The sequence below is a fragment of the Kitasatospora sp. NPDC059648 genome (assembly GCF_042734825.1).
Classification (GTDB): Bacteria; Actinomycetota; Actinomycetes; order Streptomycetales; family Streptomycetaceae; genus Kitasatospora.
This window is the reverse complement of the sequence record NZ_JBHWDU010000020.1, coordinates 1-17,392: the sequence shown is the minus strand read 5'-3', so window position 1 is coordinate 17,392 and position 17,392 is coordinate 1. Positions and strand designations below refer to the sequence as shown.

Annotated in this window: 13 protein-coding genes; 8 read left to right on the top strand and 5 right to left on the bottom strand. The window is 73.4% G+C overall.

Translation table 11 applies throughout. The features are described 5' to 3' along the window. Positions 1-72: 72 nt before the first annotated feature. Complete coding sequence (locus tag ACFV1W_RS15055; RefSeq protein ID WP_380416552.1) at positions 73-1,575, top strand: cellulase family glycosylhydrolase; 1,503 nt, start codon at positions 73-75, stop codon at positions 1,573-1,575. Positions 1,576-1,578: 3 nt separating this feature from the next. Here ACFV1W_RS15055 and ACFV1W_RS15050 read toward each other — a convergent pair whose 3' ends face one another. Further along, complete coding sequence (locus ACFV1W_RS15050; protein ID WP_380416550.1) at positions 1,579-3,603, bottom strand: M3 family metallopeptidase; 2,025 nt, start codon at positions 3,601-3,603, stop codon at positions 1,579-1,581. A gap of 175 nt (positions 3,604-3,778) precedes the next feature. On the opposite strand from ACFV1W_RS15050, the gene ACFV1W_RS15045 reads away from it, so the two are divergent. Then, complete coding sequence (locus tag ACFV1W_RS15045) at positions 3,779-5,491, top strand: bifunctional 3'-5' exonuclease/DNA polymerase (RefSeq protein ID WP_380416548.1); 1,713 nt, start codon at positions 3,779-3,781, stop codon at positions 5,489-5,491. 2 nt (positions 5,492-5,493) lie between these two features. On the opposite strand, the gene dhaM is transcribed toward ACFV1W_RS15045, so the two are convergent. Next, the gene (dhaM, locus tag ACFV1W_RS15040) at positions 5,494-5,889 is read right to left on the bottom strand and encodes a dihydroxyacetone kinase phosphoryl donor subunit DhaM (RefSeq protein WP_380416545.1); all 396 of its coding nucleotides are present in this window, start codon (positions 5,887-5,889) and stop codon (positions 5,494-5,496) included. Positions 5,890-6,037: 148 nt separating this feature from the next. Here dhaM and dhaK point away from each other — a divergent pair, with 148 nt between their 5' ends. The 4 genes from dhaK to ACFV1W_RS15020 all read left to right on the top strand — a co-directional run bounded on the left by dhaK (position 6,038) and on the right by ACFV1W_RS15020 (position 10,569). After that, positions 6,038-7,033, top strand: a complete 996-nt coding sequence (gene dhaK, locus ACFV1W_RS15035) for a dihydroxyacetone kinase subunit DhaK (protein ID WP_380416543.1) — start codon at positions 6,038-6,040, stop codon at positions 7,031-7,033. Positions 7,034-7,052: 19 nt separating this feature from the next. Beyond that, positions 7,053-7,700 carry a dihydroxyacetone kinase subunit DhaL gene (dhaL, locus tag ACFV1W_RS15030; RefSeq protein ID WP_380416541.1) on the top strand — a complete coding sequence of 216 codons (648 nt, stop codon included), beginning with the start codon at positions 7,053-7,055 and terminating at the stop codon, positions 7,698-7,700. Positions 7,701-8,025: 325 nt separating this feature from the next. Beyond that, positions 8,026-8,244 (top strand): heavy-metal-associated domain-containing protein, encoded by a 219-nt coding sequence (locus tag ACFV1W_RS15025; protein WP_380416538.1) that lies wholly within the window; start codon positions 8,026-8,028, stop codon positions 8,242-8,244. Positions 8,245-8,310: 66 nt separating this feature from the next. Next, on the top strand, positions 8,311-10,569 hold the full coding sequence (locus ACFV1W_RS15020) for a heavy metal translocating P-type ATPase (protein WP_380416536.1): 2,259 nt from the start codon (positions 8,311-8,313) through the stop codon (positions 10,567-10,569). Between the two features lie 99 nt (positions 10,570-10,668). Here the strand turns inward: ACFV1W_RS15020 and ACFV1W_RS15015 are convergent, their stop codons facing one another. From ACFV1W_RS15015 to ACFV1W_RS15005, 3 genes are all read right to left on the bottom strand, one after another. Next, on the bottom strand, positions 10,669-11,388 hold the full coding sequence (locus ACFV1W_RS15015) for an SDR family NAD(P)-dependent oxidoreductase (RefSeq protein WP_380416533.1): 720 nt from the start codon (positions 11,386-11,388) through the stop codon (positions 10,669-10,671). Positions 11,389-11,924: 536 nt separating this feature from the next. After that, positions 11,925-13,214: a citrate synthase gene (locus ACFV1W_RS15010; protein WP_030289141.1), complete on the bottom strand. Its 1,290-nt coding sequence runs from the start codon at positions 13,212-13,214 to the stop codon at positions 11,925-11,927. Between the two features lie 225 nt (positions 13,215-13,439). Further along, the gene (locus tag ACFV1W_RS15005; RefSeq protein ID WP_380416530.1) at positions 13,440-15,755 is read right to left on the bottom strand and encodes an ATP-dependent RecD-like DNA helicase; all 2,316 of its coding nucleotides are present in this window, start codon (positions 15,753-15,755) and stop codon (positions 13,440-13,442) included. Positions 15,756-15,927: 172 nt separating this feature from the next. Here ACFV1W_RS15005 and ACFV1W_RS15000 point away from each other — a divergent pair, with 172 nt between their 5' ends. Then, positions 15,928-16,719 carry a VOC family protein gene (locus ACFV1W_RS15000; RefSeq protein ID WP_380416528.1) on the top strand — a complete coding sequence of 264 codons (792 nt, stop codon included), beginning with the start codon at positions 15,928-15,930 and terminating at the stop codon, positions 16,717-16,719. Positions 16,720-16,818: 99 nt separating this feature from the next. Next, positions 16,819-17,286, top strand: coding sequence for a GNAT family N-acetyltransferase (locus tag ACFV1W_RS14995; RefSeq protein ID WP_380416526.1), 468 nt, complete (start codon positions 16,819-16,821; stop codon positions 17,284-17,286). The last annotated feature ends 106 nt before the right edge of the window (positions 17,287-17,392 follow it).

The following is a 17,392-nucleotide window of genomic DNA, read 5'->3' as shown; positions in this document are numbered from 1 at the left end:
CGCACGACCCTTGTGCCGCCCCCGGCGGCCCGGGCATCATCGGGGCCCCACCCCCGCCGTGCGAGGTCCCCGATGCGCCTGCGCCGCACCGCCGTCGCCCTGCTGCTCGCCGTCACCGCCGCCCTGACCGCCGCGCCCGCCCCGGCCTCCGCCGCGGCCCCCGGCGGCGGGCACCCGGCCCGCTTCCCCACCGGGACGGCCACCGGCCCGGACGGCCGCACCGCCCTCACCGACGCCCAGGGCCGCCGGCTCGGACTGCGCGGCTTCAACCTGGACAAGTACGCCGAGGCCACGCCCGCCGACCTCGACCCGATCGCCGCCCAGGGCTTCACCCTGATCCGGCTGCCGGTCTCCTGGACCAGGCTGGAACCCGATCGCGGCCGGCTCGACCCCACCGAGCTGCACCGGATCCAGCAACTCCTGGACCGGGCCGACCGCCTGGGCCTGCTCGTGCTGGTCGACTTCCACCAGGACGTCTACGGACCGGAGTTCGGCGGCGGCACCAACGGCATCCCGGTCTGGGCCACCCGCGACGACGGGCTGCCCTTCACCCCCGACCCGGACGACTGGTTCGCCGGCTACTTCCAGCCGGCCGTCCAGGCCGCCTTCCGCCACCTCTACGACGACCCCGACCTGCGCGTCTGGCAGGCCGACTTCTACACCCGGCTCGCCCGCGAACTGCGCGGTCACCGCTGCCTGTTGGGCTACGACCTGTTCAACGAGCCGTTCGGCCCGGTGGACGGCGACCCGAGCGACCCGACCGTGCTCGCCGCCGCCTCCGCCGCGCTGGAACAGGGCCGGCTCGCCGACATGTACCGCCGCCTGATCACCGCCGTGCGCCGGGCCGACTCCCGTGCCTGGCTGTTCGTCGAACCGACGGTCCTGGTCGGCCAGGGCGTACCGACGCAGCTGCCCGGCTTCACCGACCCCCGCCCGGGCGCGCCCCGGCTCGGCTACGCCCCGCACTTCTACGACACCGCGGTGGAGAACGGCGCCGACTGGGACCCCTCGGACGGCTTCCTCCAGCGGTACACCGCCGCGATCACCGGCTACCCCGCCGCCCACCGGCTGCCCGTCCTGGTCGGCGAGTGGGGCCCGCCGAACTCCCGCACCCCGGGCAACACCCGGCTGGTCCGCGGCCAGGTCGCCGCGATGGACGGCTTCGCCGAGGGCTGGACCATGTGGTACTGGTGCCGCGGCACCGGCGGCTACTGCGCGCTCGACCCCGCCGGGCACCCCGCTCCCGGCGACGAGCCCGCCTTCGGCCCGTACCCGGTGGCCGTCGCCGGGACCGGCGTCCGCACCGCGAGCGATGCCGGGAGCGGCGGCGGGAACAGCCCTGGGAAGACCACCGGCGACACCACCGTCCGCTGGACCGCCGACGGCAGCGGCCGCGCCAGCGAACTCGTCCTGCCGCCCGCGGGGTTCCCCCGCGGCGCCCGGGTCACCGTCTCCCCCGCCGGCGCCCGGGTCGAGGTCGAGCAGCCCACGGACGGGCGCGCGGGAACCGTGACGGTCCGACTCCCGCACACCCGCCCCGGCACCCCGGTGACGGTCGTCCTCGCACCGCGCTGACGATCAGGCCAGCCCGCGGCGCTCCAGCAGCGGCGCGGTCTCCGGCGCCCGCCCGACCACCGCGCGGAAGGACTCCAGCGGGTCCCGGCTGAACCCGCGCGCCAGCAGCTCGCGCCGGAACAGCTCGCCGCTGTCCCGCACTGAGCGCCCGTTGGTCTCGAACCACCGCACGGTGTCCGCGTCCAGCACCTCCGACCAGATGTACGCGTAGTACCCGGCGCTGTAACCGCTGGAGAAGACGTGCTGGAAGTACGGCGTGCGGTAGCGCGGCGGGATCGCCGGGACGACGATCCCGGCCTCCGCCAGCGCCCGCGCCTCGAACTCCTCGGCGTCCTCGACCCGGTGGCCCTCCGGCAGGGTGTGCCAGGCCCAGTCCAGAAGCGTCGCCGCCAGGTACTCCACCGTCCGGAAGCCCTGCCCGAAGCCCTCGGCCGCGGTCATCCGCTCGACCAGCTCGGCCGGCAGCGGCTCCCCGGTCTCGTGGTGGCGGGCGTAGTTGGCCAGCACCTCCGGCCGGACCATCCACATCTCGTTGACCTGCGAGGGGAACTCCACGAAGTCCCGCGGCACCGCGGTGCCCGCGAACAGCGGGTACCGCACGTCCGAGAACAGCCCGTGCAGCGCGTGCCCGAACTCGTGGAACATGGTGCGCACCTCGTCCCAGCTCAGCAGCGCCGGCTCGCCCGGCGCCGGGCGCGGGACGTTGAGGTTGTTCAGCACCACCGGCCGCCGCCCGGTCAGCCCGGCCTGGCTCACCAGCTCGTCCATCCAGGCGCCGCCGCGCTTGGACGCCCGGGCGTGGAAGTCGCCGATGAACAGGCCCAGCGGGGTGCCGTCCTCCTCGAACACCTCGAAGACCCGGGCGTCCGGGTGGTGGGCCGTCAGCTCCGGCCGCTCGGTGAAGCCCAGCCCGTAGGCGAGCCCCGCGGCGAAGAACACGCCGTCCTTCAGCACCCGCTCCAGCTCGAAGTACGGGCGCAGCGCCGCCGCGTCCACCTGGTACGAGGCCTGCCGGACCTTCTCCGAGTAGTACGCCCAGTCGTGCGCGGCGAGCTCCCCGATGCCGTCCGCGGCCGCCACCTTGGCCAGCTCGTCGGCCTCCCGGCGGGCGTTCGCCACGGCCGGCTCCACCAGCCGGGCCAGCAGCCCGGACACCGCCTCGACGGTGCCGGCCGTCTCGTCCGCCACCACGTACGCGGCGTGGCTCGGGTAGCCCAGCAGGACGGCACGCTCGGCGCGCAGCTCGGCCAGCCGGATCGCCAGCGGGCCGTTCTCCCCGGTGCCCCGGGCGAGCGAGGCGGCCAGCAGCCGCTCGCGCACCGAACGGTCGGTGAGCTGGGCCAGTTCGGGCTGGGTGGAGGTGTTCTTCAGGCTCAGCACGTACCGGCCCTCGTGGCCGAGCACCCGGGCGTTCTCCGCTGCGGCGGCGATCGCGCCCTCGGACAGCCCGGCCAGCTCCTCGGCCGAGTCCACGACCAGCGCGGCGGCGCGGGTGGCGGCGTTCACGTTCTGCTGGAACGTGGTGCCCAGCGCGGCCAGTTCGGCGTTCAGCTCGCGCAGCCGGGCCTGCTCGGCCGCACCCAGCCGGGCGCCGGAGCGGACGAACGCGGTGTACCAGCGCTCCAGCAGCCGCAGCGACTCCGGGTCCAGCCCCAGGGAGGCCCGGTCCGCGTACAGCGCCTCGATCCGGGCGAACAGCTTCCGGTCCAGGTGGATGGCGTCGTGGTGGGCCGCGAGCAGCGGGCTGACCTTCGCCTCCACCTCGTCCAGCAGATCGGTGGTGTCGGAGGAGGACTGGTTGCGGAAGACCGCGTCCACCCGGCGCAGCAGCTCGCCGGAGCGCTCCAGGGCCACCAGGGTGTTCTCGAAGGTCGGCGCGGCCCCGCCGTCGGTGATCGCCGCGATCTCGGCCAGCTGCTCGGCCATCCCGCGCTCGTAGGCGGGCAGGTAGTGCTCCTCCCGGATCTCGGCGTAGGGAGGCAGTTCGTAGACCAGCGGGCTGGCGGCGAAGAACGGGTTCTCGGTCATTTCGCCGACCCTACGCGGTGTCATCCCGCGTGCCCATAGACCCCTGGGCATCGTTGTCAGACCCACCCGCTACCGTCGACGGCGCAGACCCGCGGGCCGCACACCAGCGCCCCGTCCGCACACCCGATCGTCGAACCGTCCGCAACGGACCCGCACCGGAGAGGAGACGCCCGCCGTGGCCCCCAGAACCGCCCTCGTGCCCGATCCGCACGGCCCCGGCGGCCGCCTCCAGCCGCTCGACGACGCCGGCGGCCCGCTCGGCCCGCCGGAGGCCGTCCGGGACCTCGCCGCCGCCGTCGCCGCCCGGGAGGCCGCGGAGAGCCCCCGCTGGGTCTGGGCCGCCGCCGACTCCGGGTACGCCCCGCTGCTGCCCCGGCTGCCCGACCGGCTCGCCCGCTGCCACGACCTGCGGCTGGTCGAGGCCCTGTTGCTGGGCCACGAAGGCCGCTTCGGCGCGCCACGCTCGCTCGGCGCCGCCTGGTCCCGGCTGCGCGGCCTGCCCGTCCCGGACGACCTGCCCGAACCGGGCCTGGCCGACGCGGACGACGGCCAGGACACTCTGTTCGCCCCCGACCGGCTCCAACTTCCTCCCGGCGCCGACCCGTTGAAGGCCGTCGTCGCCGTGCACGCCGAACAGCAGCGGCGGATCGCCGCCATCGACGACCCGGCCGTCCGGCAGCGCTTCCGGCTGCTGGTCGCCGCCGAGTCGGCCGGCGCCCTGGTGGCCGCCGAGATGGCCCACGACGGCCTGCCCTGGCGCTCCGACGTCCACGACCGGCTGCTCACCGACCTGCTCGGCCCCCGCCCCGCCGTCCCCGGCACCCAGCCCAGGCTGCTCGCCGACCTCGCCGTCGAACTCCACCGGGCCCTCGGTGCCAAACCGTTCAACCCCGACTCGCACACCCAGGTGCTGCGCGCCTTCGCCGAGGCCGGCATCCAGCTCGGCTCGACCCGCTCCTGGGAGCTCAAGAACATCGACCACCCGGCCGCCCGGCTGCTGGTCCGCTACCAGGAGCTCTCCCGGATCCACGTCGCCCACGGCTGGGCCTGGCAGGACGCCTGGGCCCGCGGCGGCCGGTTCCGGCCCGAGTACGTGGTCGGCGGCGTGGTGTCCGGCCGCTGGGCCAGCCGCGGCGGCGGCGCCCTGCAGATCCCGCGCATCCTGCGCCGCGCCGTGGTCGCCGATCCGGGGTGGCTGCTGGTGGTCGCCGACGCCGCCCAGCTGGAGCCGCGGGTGCTCGCCGCGCTCTCCGGGGACGCCGGGCTGGCCCGCACCGCCGCCGGCGGCGACCTGTACGAGGCACTCGCCGCCCAGGCCTTCCAGGGGGACCGCGACAAGGCCAAGCTCGGCCTGCTCGGCGCCATGTACGGGCAGACCAGCGGCGACATCGGCCCGCTGCTGAACACCCTGCGCCACCGCTACCCCGCCGCGATGGGCTACGTCGAGGCCGCCGCCCGCACCGGCGAGGACGGCGGCGTGGTCGCCTCCCGGCTCGGCCGGGTCTGCCCGCCCGCGTCCGCCGCCTTCCTCGACCTGACCGAGGCCGGCACCTCCGGCGAGACCGGCGGCCGCACCGCCCGCGCCCGGGGCCGGTTCACCCGCAACTTCGTCATCCAGGCCAGCGCCGCCGACTGGGCGCTGGCCCTGCTGGCGGCACTGCGCCGACGGCTGAACGAGCTCCCGGTGGCCGTCCCGGCGGACCGCCCCCACCTGGTGTTCTTCCAGCACGACGAGGTGATCGTGCACACCCCCGCCAACCTGGCCGAGGAGGTGGCCGCGATCGTCGCCGGGGCCGCCGACGAGGCCCGGCGGCTGGTCTTCGGCGACACCCCGGTGCGCTTCCCGCTCAGCACGGCCGTGGTGGACTGCTACGCGGACGCCAAGTAGCCCTACCGGAGCTTGCGGAAGGCCCACGCCTCCTCGGCCGCTGCGGCCACCTCGGCCAGCGCCGCCCCGGTCGAGGCGGTGACGGCGGCGGCCACCGCGCCCTCCACGAACGGCGCGTCCACCAGCTTCACGCCCGGCCTCGGCTCGTCCTCCAGCACGGTCACGGCGGTGAGCACCGAGCTGCCGAGGTCCGGCAGCACGACCACGCCCGCCCCGAGGTCCGCCTCCGCGATCGCCCCGGCGATCAGCTCGTAGCTGGTGCCGAGCCCGCCGTCCTCCGTCCCGGCCGCGGCCACCACCCGCACGCCGCCCGAGGCGAGTTCGCCGAGCAGTTCGCGCAGCCCGGCGGCCAGCCCCGCGCTGTGCGAGACCAGAACAATGCCCACGTGTTCGCTCATGCTCGCGACCCTACGGCCCCGTCCCGCTGCTCCGGGAGGGTGATCGGAACCGCGCGTGTCGCACCCCGTGCCCGCGCCCCCCGTCTGGCGTAGCGTCGGCTCCAGGCCGTTGCGTCCGCACCGAGGTCGTCCAAGGGAGCGAAGAGCGTTGAAGAAGCTGATCAACACCCCGGAGAGCGTCCTGGAGGACGCCCTGGCCGGGGTCGCCGCCGCCCACCCCGAGCTGACGGTGGACATCCCCAACCGGGTGATCACCCGGACCGCCCGCCCGGCCGGCCCCAAGGTCGCGCTGATCTCCGGCGGCGGATCCGGCCACGAGCCGCTGCACGGCGGCTTCGTCGGCCCCGGCATGCTGGACGCCGCCTGCCCCGGCGAGGTGTTCACCTCCCCCGTCCCGGACCAGATGCTGGCCGCCGCCAAGGCGGTGGAGAACGGCGCCGGAGTGGTCTTCGTCGTGAAGAACTACACCGGCGACGTGATGAACTTCGAGCTCGCCGCCGAACTGGCCGCCGAGGAGGGCCTGGAGGTCCGCACCGTCCTGGTCAACGACGACGTCGCGGTCGAGGACTCCACCTGGACGGCCGGCCGCCGGGGCACCGGCGCGACCGTCCTGGTCGAGAAGACGGCCGGCGCGCTGGCCGAACGCGGGGCCGGCCTGGACGAGGTGGCCGCCCTGGGCGAGCGGGTCAACGCCGCCTCCCGCTCCTTCGCCGTCGCGCTCACCGCGGCCACGGTCCCGGCCGCGGGCAAGCCCGGCTTCGACCTGCCCGAGGACGAGATCGAGGTCGGCGTCGGCATCCACGGCGAGCCCGGCCGCCGCCGCGAGAAGCTCCGCCCGGCCCGCGAGCTGGCTGCCGAGGTGGTCGAGACCGTCCTCACCGACCACCACCTGACCCCGGGCGACGAGGTGATCGCCCTGCTCAACGGCCTCGGCGCGACCCCGCTGATGGAGCTGTACGTGGTCTACGGCGAGGTCGCCGCCCGGCTCGCCGAGCGCGGCATCACGGTGGCCCGCAGCCTGGTCGGCAACTACGTCACCAGCCTCGACATGGCGGGCTTCTCACTCACCCTCACCAAGGCCGACGCCCAGCTGCTGGACCTCTGGGACGCCCCGGTCGACACCCCCGCCCTCAAGCGGGCCTGAAGCCCTCGAAGGAGACCCGATGGACTTCGACACCCCGCTGTTCGATTCGACGCTGGCCGAGGCCTGGATCCGCGCGGCCGCCGCGGCCGTCGAGAAGGAACAGGACCGGCTCACCGAGCTGGACTCCGCGATCGGCGACGGCGACCACGGCAGCAACCTCCGGCGCGGCTTCGACGCCGCCCGGACCGCCCTGGACGGCTTCCAGCCGGCCGGCCCCGGTGCCGGTGCCGTCCTCACCAGGACCGGTACCACCCTGGTCTCCAAGGTCGGCGGCGCCTCCGGCCCGCTCTACGGCAAGGCCTTCCGCGCCGTCGGGGCCGCCCTGCCCGAGCCGGCCGGCCCGGCCGCACTGGCCGAGGCGCTGGCCGCCGGGCTGGACGCGATCCGCATCCTCGGCAAGGCCGAGCCCGGAGACAAGACCATCGTGGACGCCTGGACCCCGGCCGTCGCCGCCCTCCGCGCCGCGGCCGCCGCCGGCGCCCCGCTCGCCGAGGCCACCGCGGCGGCCGCCGAAGCCGCCGAGCAGGGCGCCCTCGACACCGTCCCCCTCCGGGCCCGCAAGGGCCGCGCCTCCTACCTCGGCGAACGCAGCACCGGCCACCAGGACCCGGGCGCCACCTCCACCGCCCTCCTCTTCCGCGCCCTGGCCGACGTCACGCGCCGCTGAGCCGGGCACCGCCCCGCGCCCTGCCGGGTCGCGGGGCGGTGCGCGTCGGAGCCCCGGGCGCAGAACCGGGGTCGACACCGAGCAGCCGGCCGGCGCACGACCGGGCTGCTCGTGGTCTCCTTGGGTGGACTGCTCCGGCCGCGGCTGCTGGTCCGGCGGGAGCCGACCGTGCCGATCCCGGCGCAGTCGCCCTCCTCCCCGGTCCGAGCGCCCCCGTCGCCTACGATGCGATCCACTTCACCACCACCCCTCTGGAATACCCTGGAGGGGTATGGTGTTGGGAGAGTAAGAGAGCCAGCACCGCACCGACCTCCCGGAGGCCCCGATGTCCAGCACCATCACCTACACCGTGTCCGGCATGAGCTGCGGCCACTGCGAGAAGGCGATCAGCGAGGAGCTCTCCACGCTGGCCGGTGTCACCGAGGTCGCCGCAGACGCCCAGGCGGGTACGGTGACGGTCTCCTCCGCCGCCCCGCTGGAGGAGGAGCAGATCCGCGCCGCGATCGACGAGGCCGGCTACGAGCTGGTCGGCCGCGCCGCCTGAGCCGCCCCGCTACGGCGGGGGCGGTGACACCGCCCCCGCCGTACGCACCACCGAGGAGCCACCCGCATGACCACCTCCGCCCCCGGCCTCGACGCACGGGACCGGGTCGAGCTGTCCATCGGCGGAATGACCTGCGCCTCCTGCGCGGCCCGGATCGAGAAGAAGCTCAACCGGATGGACGGCGTCGAGGCCACCGTCAACTACGCCACCGAGAAGGCCCGGGTCGACTACGGCCCCGGCGTCACGGTCGAGGAACTGATCGCCACGGTCGAGCGCACCGGCTACACCGCCGAACTCCCGCCGCCCCCGGCCCCCGTGGCCGAGCCGACCGCCGCCGAGCCCGAGCGGCCCACCGACCCCCTGCGCGACCGCCTGCTGGTCAGCGCCGTGCTCAGCGTCCCGGTGGTCCTGCTCTCGATGGTCCCGGCCCTGCAGTTCACCAACTGGCAGTGGCTGGCCTTCGCCCTCACCGGCCCGGTCGTCGTCCACGGCGGCCTGCCCTTCCACCGCGCCGCCTGGACCAACCTCCGGCACGGCGCCGCGACCATGGACACCCTGGTCTCGCTCGGCACCCTGGCCGCCTTCGGCTGGTCCTGCTGGGCACTGTTCCGTGGACACGCCGGCGTGCCCGGGATGCGGCACGACTTCTCCTTCTCGGTCGGCGACACCGACGCCTCCGGCACCCTCTACCTGGAGACCGCCGCCGGCGTCACCGTGCTGATCCTGCTCGGCCGTTACCTGGAAGCCCGCTCCAAGCGCCGGGCCGGCGCCGCCCTGCACGCCCTCCTCGACCTCGGCGCCAAGGACGTCGCCGTGCTCCAGGGCGGCCGGGAGGTACGGCTGCCGGTGGACCGGCTCGCCGTCGGCATGCACTTCGTGGTGCGCCCGGGCGAGAAGGTCGCCACCGACGGCACGGTGGTCGAGGGCAGCTCCGCGGTGGACGCCTCGATGCTCACCGGCGAGTCCGTCCCGGTCGAGGTCACCGTCGGCGACACCGTCGCCGGCGCCACCGTCAACGCGGGCGGCCGGCTGGTCGTCGAGGCGACCCGGGTCGGCGCGCAGACCCAGCTGGCCCGGATGGCCAGGCTGGTCGAGGAGGCCCAGAACGGCAAGGCCGCCGCCCAGCGCCTCGCCGACCGGATCTCCGCCGTCTTCGTCCCGCTGGTCGTCCTGACCGCCCTCGCCACCCTGGTCGGCCGGCTGCTGGCCACCAGCAGCCCCACCGGCTCGTTCACCGCCGCGGTGGCCGTACTGATCATCGCCTGCCCGTGCGCCCTGGGCCTGGCCACCCCGACCGCGCTCATGGTCGGCACCGGCCGCGGCGCCCAGCTCGGCATCCTGATCAAGGGCCCGGAGGTGCTGGAGACCACCCGGCGGGTGGACACCGTCCTGCTCGACAAGACCGGCACCGTCACCACCGGCCGGATGGCGCTGCTCGCCGTGCACACCGCCGAGGGCGTCACCGAGACCGAGGCCCTGCGCCTGGCCGGGGCGGTGGAGCACGCCTCCGAGCACCCGGTCGGCCGGGCGATCGCCGAGGCCGCCGCCGACCGCCTCGGCGGGCTGCCGCCGGTCGACGGCTTCCGCAGCGTGCCCGGCCGGGGCGTTGAGGGCGTCGTGGACGGCCGTACGGTCACCGCCGGGCGGGAGGCCCTGCCGCCCGACGCCGTCCGGCACCTGCCGGCCTCCCTGGCCCGCGCCAAGGCCGCCGCCGAGGCGTCCGGTCGCACCGCGGTCGCGGTCGGCTGGGACGGCGAGGCCCGGGCGGTCCTGGAGGTCGCCGACGCGGTCAAGCCGACCAGCGCCGAGGCCGTCACCCGGCTGCGCGCCCTGGGCCTGCGCCCGGTGCTGCTGACCGGCGACAACCCGGCGGTGGCCGAAGCGGTCGCGGCCGAGGTCGGCATCGACCCCCGCGACGTCATCGCCGGGGTCCTGCCCGAGGAGAAGGTCGACACGGTCAAGCGGCTGCAGGCCGAGGGCAGGGTCGTCGCGATGGTCGGCGACGGCGTCAACGACGCGGCCGCACTCGCCCAGGCCGACCTGGGCCTGGCCATGGGCACCGGCACCGACGCCGCGATCGAGGCCGGCGACCTCACCCTGGTCCGCGGCGACCTGCGCTCCGCGGCCGACGCCATCCGCCTCTCCCGCCGCACCCTCAGCACCATCCGGGGCAACCTCTGCTGGGCGTTCGGCTACAACGTGGCGGCGGTCCCGCTGGCCGCCGCCGGACTGCTCAACCCGATGATCGCCGGGGCCGCGATGGCCTTCTCCTCGGTCTTCGTGGTCAGCAACAGCCTCCGGTTGCGCCGCTTCCGGCCCGCCTGAGCCCCTGACGGCCGAAGGGGCCCGCGACAGAGGGGCCCGGCAGCACGAGGGGCCCGGACCGCTGGAAGCGCCCACCCGGTCCGGGCCCCTCGTCACGACTCAACGCCCCAGCAGTTCCCCGCCGTTGCAGTGCAGGATCTCGCCGGTGATGAACCCGGCCTCGGGCGAGGCCAGGAACTGCACCGCCGCGGCGACCTCGCCGGTCTCGCCGATCCGGCCCAGCAGGGTGCGCGCCGCCCGGCGGCCGACCTCGGCCTCGTCCAGCCGCGGCCCGAAGAACTCGGTGCCGGCCACCGTGCCCGGCGCGACGATGTTCGCGGTGATGCCCGAGGTGCCCAACTGCGCGGCCAGGAAGTGGTTCCAGGCGTGCAGCGAGGCCTTCGCCGCACCGTACGAGCCGGCCCCGCGCAGGGCGGCGATGGAGCTGATGGTGACGACCCGGCCGGAGCCCGGGGTGAGCCGGTCCCGGATCGACTCGGTGAGCAGCACCACCGTCAGCACGTTGCGCTCGAAGTCACCGCGCCAGCGGGCCAGGACGGCGTGGGTGCCGCCGCCGACCACGGTCTCCCGGCTGCCGGCGTTGTTCACCAGGACGTCGATCCGCTCGGGCAGTTCGGCCAGCGCGGCCTCCACGGCGTCCGGGTCGGCAAGGTCGCACACCAGCGGGGTGGCGTTCGGCCCGAGATCGGCCGCGGCCTTCTCCAGGACCGCACGACGGCGACCGACGATCACCACCTGGTCGCCCGCTTCGGCGAACCGCCGCGCGATCTCGTACCCGATTCCCGTGCCACCGCCGGTGACGACGACGTTCCTGGCCATCTGCGCACTCCCTCCCCAGCTCCGCCGCCGCGCGACGAAGGGGCGCGGCGGTCCGTACCGGAATGCCACGATTCCTATCACGCTCGGTTGCCGTTACTGCGGGGAGGGTGACGTCGCACGCGAGGGAAGGTGTGATATGAGCGCGGAACCGGGCGCCTACGGAGCGTGGCGAGAGGCAGCTCACACCCCCCGGGCGTAACTTCTCGCACCCTGATACGTCTTAGGTTGGTAGTGCGGCAGTTTTTCCGCTGGGCGGGCGCGGCTAACGGCAACGCGTCCGCACTTCCAGCGGCTGTCGCCGACGGGGCTCCGGCGGGCCCCGGGACGGTCGTCGTTCTTTCGACGGCCTTCGCGCACGGCGCCGGGGTGTGGCGGGTCAGGGACGCTTTGAGCGGCCGTCCCCGGCTGCAGTCGGCCCCGGAGTCGTGCGCCGTACGGTTCCGCCCCCGCGCGGGCCCTTCCGGGCCCGGGGCGCGAGGACTCGAAGGGGCCCGGCCGCTCGGCGAGCGGCCGGGCCCCTTTCGGTGCCGCGTCGGTCAGCGCTGGTCGAGCTCGACGTAGTCGCGGATCGCGGTGCCCGTGTAGATCTGGCGCGGGCGGCCGATCCGGCTGGTCGGGTCGTTGATCATCTCGTGCCAGTGGGCGATCCAGCCCGGCAGCCGGCCGAGGGCGAACAGCACGGTGAACATGCTGGTCGGGAAGCCCATGGCGCGGTAGATCAGGCCGGTGTAGAAGTCCACGTTCGGGTACAGCTTGCGCGAGATGAAGAAGTCGTCCTTGAGGGCGTGCTCCTCCAGCTTGAGCGCGATCTCCAGCAGCTCGTCGCTCTTGCCGAGCTGGCCGAGGACCTCGTGCGCCAGCAGCTTGACCTGCGCGGCGCGCGGGTCGAAGGCCTTGTAGACGCGGTGGCCGAAGCCCATCAGCTTGACGCCGGCTTCCTTGTTCTTCACCTTCGTGATGAACGCGTCGACGTCGCCGCCGTCCTTCTGGATGCTCTCCAGCATCTCCAGCACGGCCTGGTTGGCACCGCCGTGCAGCGGGCCCCACAGGGCCGAGATGCCCGCCGAGATCGAGGCGAACAGGTTGGCGTGGCTGGAGCCCACCAGGCGCACGGTGGAGGTCGAGCAGTTCTGCTCGTGGTCCGCGTGCAGGATGAGCAGCTTGTCCAGCGCGTTGACGACGACCGGGTTGAGCTCGTAGTCCTCGGCGGGGACCGCGAAGGTCATCCGCAGGAAGTTCTCGACGTAGCTCAGGTCGTTGCGCGGGTAGACGAAGGGCTGGCCCATCGCCTTCTTGTACGCGTACGCGGCGATCGTCGGCAGCTTGGCCAGCAGGCGGACGGTCGACAGGTGGCGCTGGGCCGCGTCGAAGGGGTTGTGGCTCTCCGGGTAGAACGTGGAGAGCGCACCGACCACCGAGGACAGCATGGCCATCGGGTGGGCGTCCCGCGGGAAGCCCTGGAAGAAGCGCTTGACGTCCTCGTGCAGCAGCGTGTGCTGGGTGATCTCGCGGTTGAACTCCGCCAGCTGGTCCGCGTTGGGCAGCTCGCCGTTGATCAGGAGGTACGCGGTCTCGATGAAGCCGCCCTGTGCTGCGAGCTGCTCGATCGGGTAGCCGCGGTACCGCAGGATGCCGTTGTCGCCGTCCACGAAGGTGATCGCGGACTTGTACGCGGCGGTGTTACCGAAGCCGTTGTCCAGGGTGACCAGGCCGGTCTGCGGGAGCAGCTTCGAGATGTCGAAGCCGGAGTTGCCCGCAGTGCTCTCGACGACGGGGTATTCGTACTCGCCGTCCTGGTACCGCAGTACTACCGAGTTGTCGCTCACGTCTTCCTCACCGACGAAATGAATCCTCTTCCAAGGTGCCCTGACTGTCTCCACCATCCCCCATCCGGAGGACAGTCGCGCACCCGGGGTGGCCCGGAAGGGCCCGCCCCTACAAAACCTGCCGCCGCAGCCGGTACGAACCGGACAAGATCGGCACCACCCTAGGCTCTGCCGTAAATCTCTTCACGTCAAGAGAACATTAGAGGCAACCATCCTGTTGGATAATCATCCAGAAGCAAGTCGATGATCGAGCGCGGCATGCCTCCGACCTGCGCTGACTGCCCTCACGGCCTGCGCGATCGCCTTCCGTGACCCGACCAGCACGACGAGTTTCCTCGCCCTGGTCACGGCGGTGTAGAGCAGGTTCCGCTGGAGCATCGTCCAAGCGGACATCGTGACCGGAATCACCACGACCGGGTACTCACTGCCCTGCGAGCGGTGGATCGTCACCGCGTACGCGTGCGACAGCTCGTCCAGTTCGTCGAAGTCGTACGACACCTCCTCGTCCTCGTCGGTGAGCACCGTCAGCCGCTGGTCGTCCACGCTGAGGGCGGTCACCACTCCAACTGTGCCGTTGAAGACGCCGTTCCGCCCCTTGTCGTAGTTGTTGCGGATCTGGGTGACCTTGTCCCCCACCCGGAACGTCCGCCCGCCGAACCGCCGCTCCGCCAGCCCCTCGCGGGCCGGCGTCACCGCCCCCTGCAACAGCGTGTTCAGGTTCCCCGCCCCGGCCGGGCCGCGGTGCATCGGCGCCAGCACCTGCACGTCCCGGCGCGGGTCGAAGCCGAACTTCTGCGGGATCCGACGCGCCACCACGTCAACCGTCAGACCGGCCGCCCGCTCCGTGTCCTCCTCGACGAACAGGAAGAAGTCCGCCAGACCCTCTGTCAGCGGCGGTTTCCCCTCGTTGATCCGGTGCGCGTTGACCACCACTCCGGACTGCTGCGCCTGCCGGAAGATCCGGGTCAGCCGCACCGACGGAATCGGGCCGCCCTCCGCCAGCAAGTCCCTCAGCACCTCCCCGGCGCCCACCGAGGGCAGCTGGTCCACGTCCCCCACGAACAGCAGGTGGGCACCCGGCGGCACCGCCTTGACCAGCTTGTTCGCCAGGATCAGGTCCAGCATCGACGCCTCGTCCACCACCACCAGGTCCGCGTCCAGCGGCCGGTCCCGGTCGTACGCGGCGTCCCCGCCCGGCTTCAGCTCCAGCAGCCGGTGCACCGTCGAGGCCTCCGCCCCGGTCAGCTCCGCCAGCCGCTTCGCCGCCCGGCCGGTCGGTGCCGCGAGCACCACCTTCGCCTTCTTGGCCAGCGCCATCATCACGATCGACTTCACCGTGAACGACTTGCCGCAGCCCGGACCACCCGTCAGCACCGCCACCTTGCGGGTCAGCGCGAGCCGCACCGACTGCTGCTGCTCCGGCGCCAGCTCCGTCCCGGTCCGCTTCGCCAGCCACTCCAGCGCCACCGGCCAGTCCACCTCGGCGGACCACGGCAACCGGTCGGAGTCCGAACGCAGCAGCCGAAGCAGCTGGTTGGCCAGCGAGATCTCCGCCCGGTGGAACGGCACCAGGTAGACCGCGGTGATCGGCTCGCCCGCCTCACCCGGCACCGTCTCGCGCACCACGCCCTCGGCCGCGACCAGCTCCGCCAGACAGTCGATCACCAGCCCCACGTCCACCTGCAACAGCTTCACGCCGTCCGCGATCAGCCGCTCCTCCGGCAGGTAGCAGTGCCCCTGGTCGCTGCTCTGCGACAGCGCGTACTGCAGCCCCGCCTTCACCCGCTCCGGGCTGTCGTGCGGGATGCCCACCGCCTGGGCGATCCGGTCCGCCGTCAGGAAGCCGATGCCCCAGACGTCCGACGCCAGCTTGTACGGCTCGTTCTTCACCACCCCGATCGAGGCGTCGCCGTACTGCTTGTAGATCCGCACCGCCAGCGAGGTCGACACCCCGACCCCCTGGAGGAAGACCATCACCTCCTTGATGGCCTTCTGCTCCTCCCAGGCCGCGGCGATCTTCCTGGTGCGCTTGGGCCCCAGCCCGGGCACCTCGATCAGCCGGCCCGGCTCGTTCTCGATCACCTCCAGGGTGTCCACCCCGAAGCGCTCCACGATCCGCTCGGCGAACCGCGGTCCGATCCCCTTGATCAGCCCCGAGCCCAGGTACCGCTGGATGCCCTGCACCGTGGCCGGCAGCACCGTCGTGTAGTTCTCCACCATGAACTGCCGCCCGTACTGCGGGTGCGAGCCCCACCGGCCGTGCAGCCGCAGCGACTCGCCCACCTGCGCCCCGAGCAGCGCGCCCACCACCGTCAGCAGGTCGTTCCCGCCCCGGCCGGTGTCCACCCGGGCCACCGTGTAGCCGGTCTCCTCGTTGGCATAGGTGATCCGCTCCAGCACGCCGTCGACCTGCGCGAGCTGGCGCGGAACCTGCTGCCCCGACTGCGCCTGCTTGCCCACCGGAGCCCCCCTTCGACCGGTACGGGTGGACCATTCCGTTACGCACCGTACCGCCCCGCACGGACAGACCCGAAGGCCCATCGGAGCCCGCGCACCCGCCCGCTCCCCCGCCCGTCCCGACCGCACCCTCGCTCACCCTCCGTGCACCGACGGCCACCCGCCGTGCAGCGTCCCCACCGAGGTGCCAGGCTGTAGGGAAACCCGGGGCCGTCGACCGCGCCCGCACGGGACCCGTCCGAGGAGCACTGCCGCCATGCTCAACACCGACTTCCGACCCGGTTCCCCGGTCTGGCTCGACCTGAGCAGCCCCCACACCCGGGCCTCCGTCGACTTCTACACCGCCCTGTTCGGCTGGACCTTCGACTCGGCCGGTCCCGAGGCCGGCGGCTACGGCTTCTTCCAGCTCGACGGCCGCACCGTCGCCGCGCTCGGCCCGCTCGCCGACGAGACCGCGCTGCCCGGATGGACGCTGTACTTCGCCACGGCCGACGCCGACCGGACCACCGACCTCGTCCAACAGGCGGGCGGGAGCGTGCGGTTCGCCCCCTTCGACGTCTTCACCGCGGGCCGGATGGCCGGCTTCAGCGACCCGACCGGCGCCGACTTCGCCGTCTGGCAGCCGCACGACACCCGCGGACTGGACCTCGTCAACGAGGAGGTCAGCCTCTGCTGGGCCGAGTGCTACAGCGTCGACGCCGAACGGGCCAAGGCCTTCTACCGCGCGGTCTTCGGCTGGCAGGAACAGGACGTCCCGTTCGGCGAAGCGCTCTACACCGTGCTCACCCCGGCAGGCGGCGGCAGCGATGACGCCCACGGCGGCATCATGCAACTCGGCCCCGAGCACACCGCGCGCGGCACCGGCTCGCACTGGCTCCCCTACTTCGAGGTCCCCAACGTGGACGCCAGCCTCGCCATCGCCGAGCAGCTCGGCGCCACGGTCCGGCTCCCGGCGACGGACGTGCACGGCGTCGGCCGCCTCGCCCAGCTGGTCGACCCGCACGGTGCCGTCTTCGCCGTCATCACCAGTAGGGCGTCCGGGGCGTGACCTGGCGTCGACCCAGAAGGGCCGTAAAAGGCTGTAAAGGGGTGCTACGGGCGTAGACAAGGACGGTCCGGCCCGAGAGGGTCCCCTTATGCTCCGATCATGACTGAAACGGCTGTTCTGACGATCCGACGGGCCACCGAAGCCGACCTGCCGGCGATCGTCGCCATGCTCGCCGACGACCCGCTGGGCGCCACCCGCGAGACCCCCGACGACCTCACCCCGTACCGCACCGCCTTCGCCCGCATCGACGGGGACCCGCACCAGCACCTGGTCGTCGCAGAACGCGCCGGCCGCACCGTCGGCACCCTGCAACTCACCCTCGTTCCCGGCCTCTCCCGCAAGGGCTCCACCCGCGCGATCATCGAGGCCGTCCGCGTCCACGCCGACGAGCGGGGCAGCGGGCTCGGCACCGAGCTGATCCGGTGGGCCGTCCGGCACGCCCGCGGACTCGGTGCCGACCTCGTCCAGCTCACCTCCGACGCCACGCGCACGGACGCGCACCGCTTCTACGAGCGGCTGGGCTTCGTGCCCTCGCATCTCGGCTTCAAAATGACGCTTTCGGACTGAGAACAGGGCCCGGAAATGCGAAAAGCCCCTGATCCGATGGATCAGGGGCTTTTCTGAATGATTGTTCGGCGGCGTCCTACTCTCCCACAGGGTCCCCCCTGCAGTA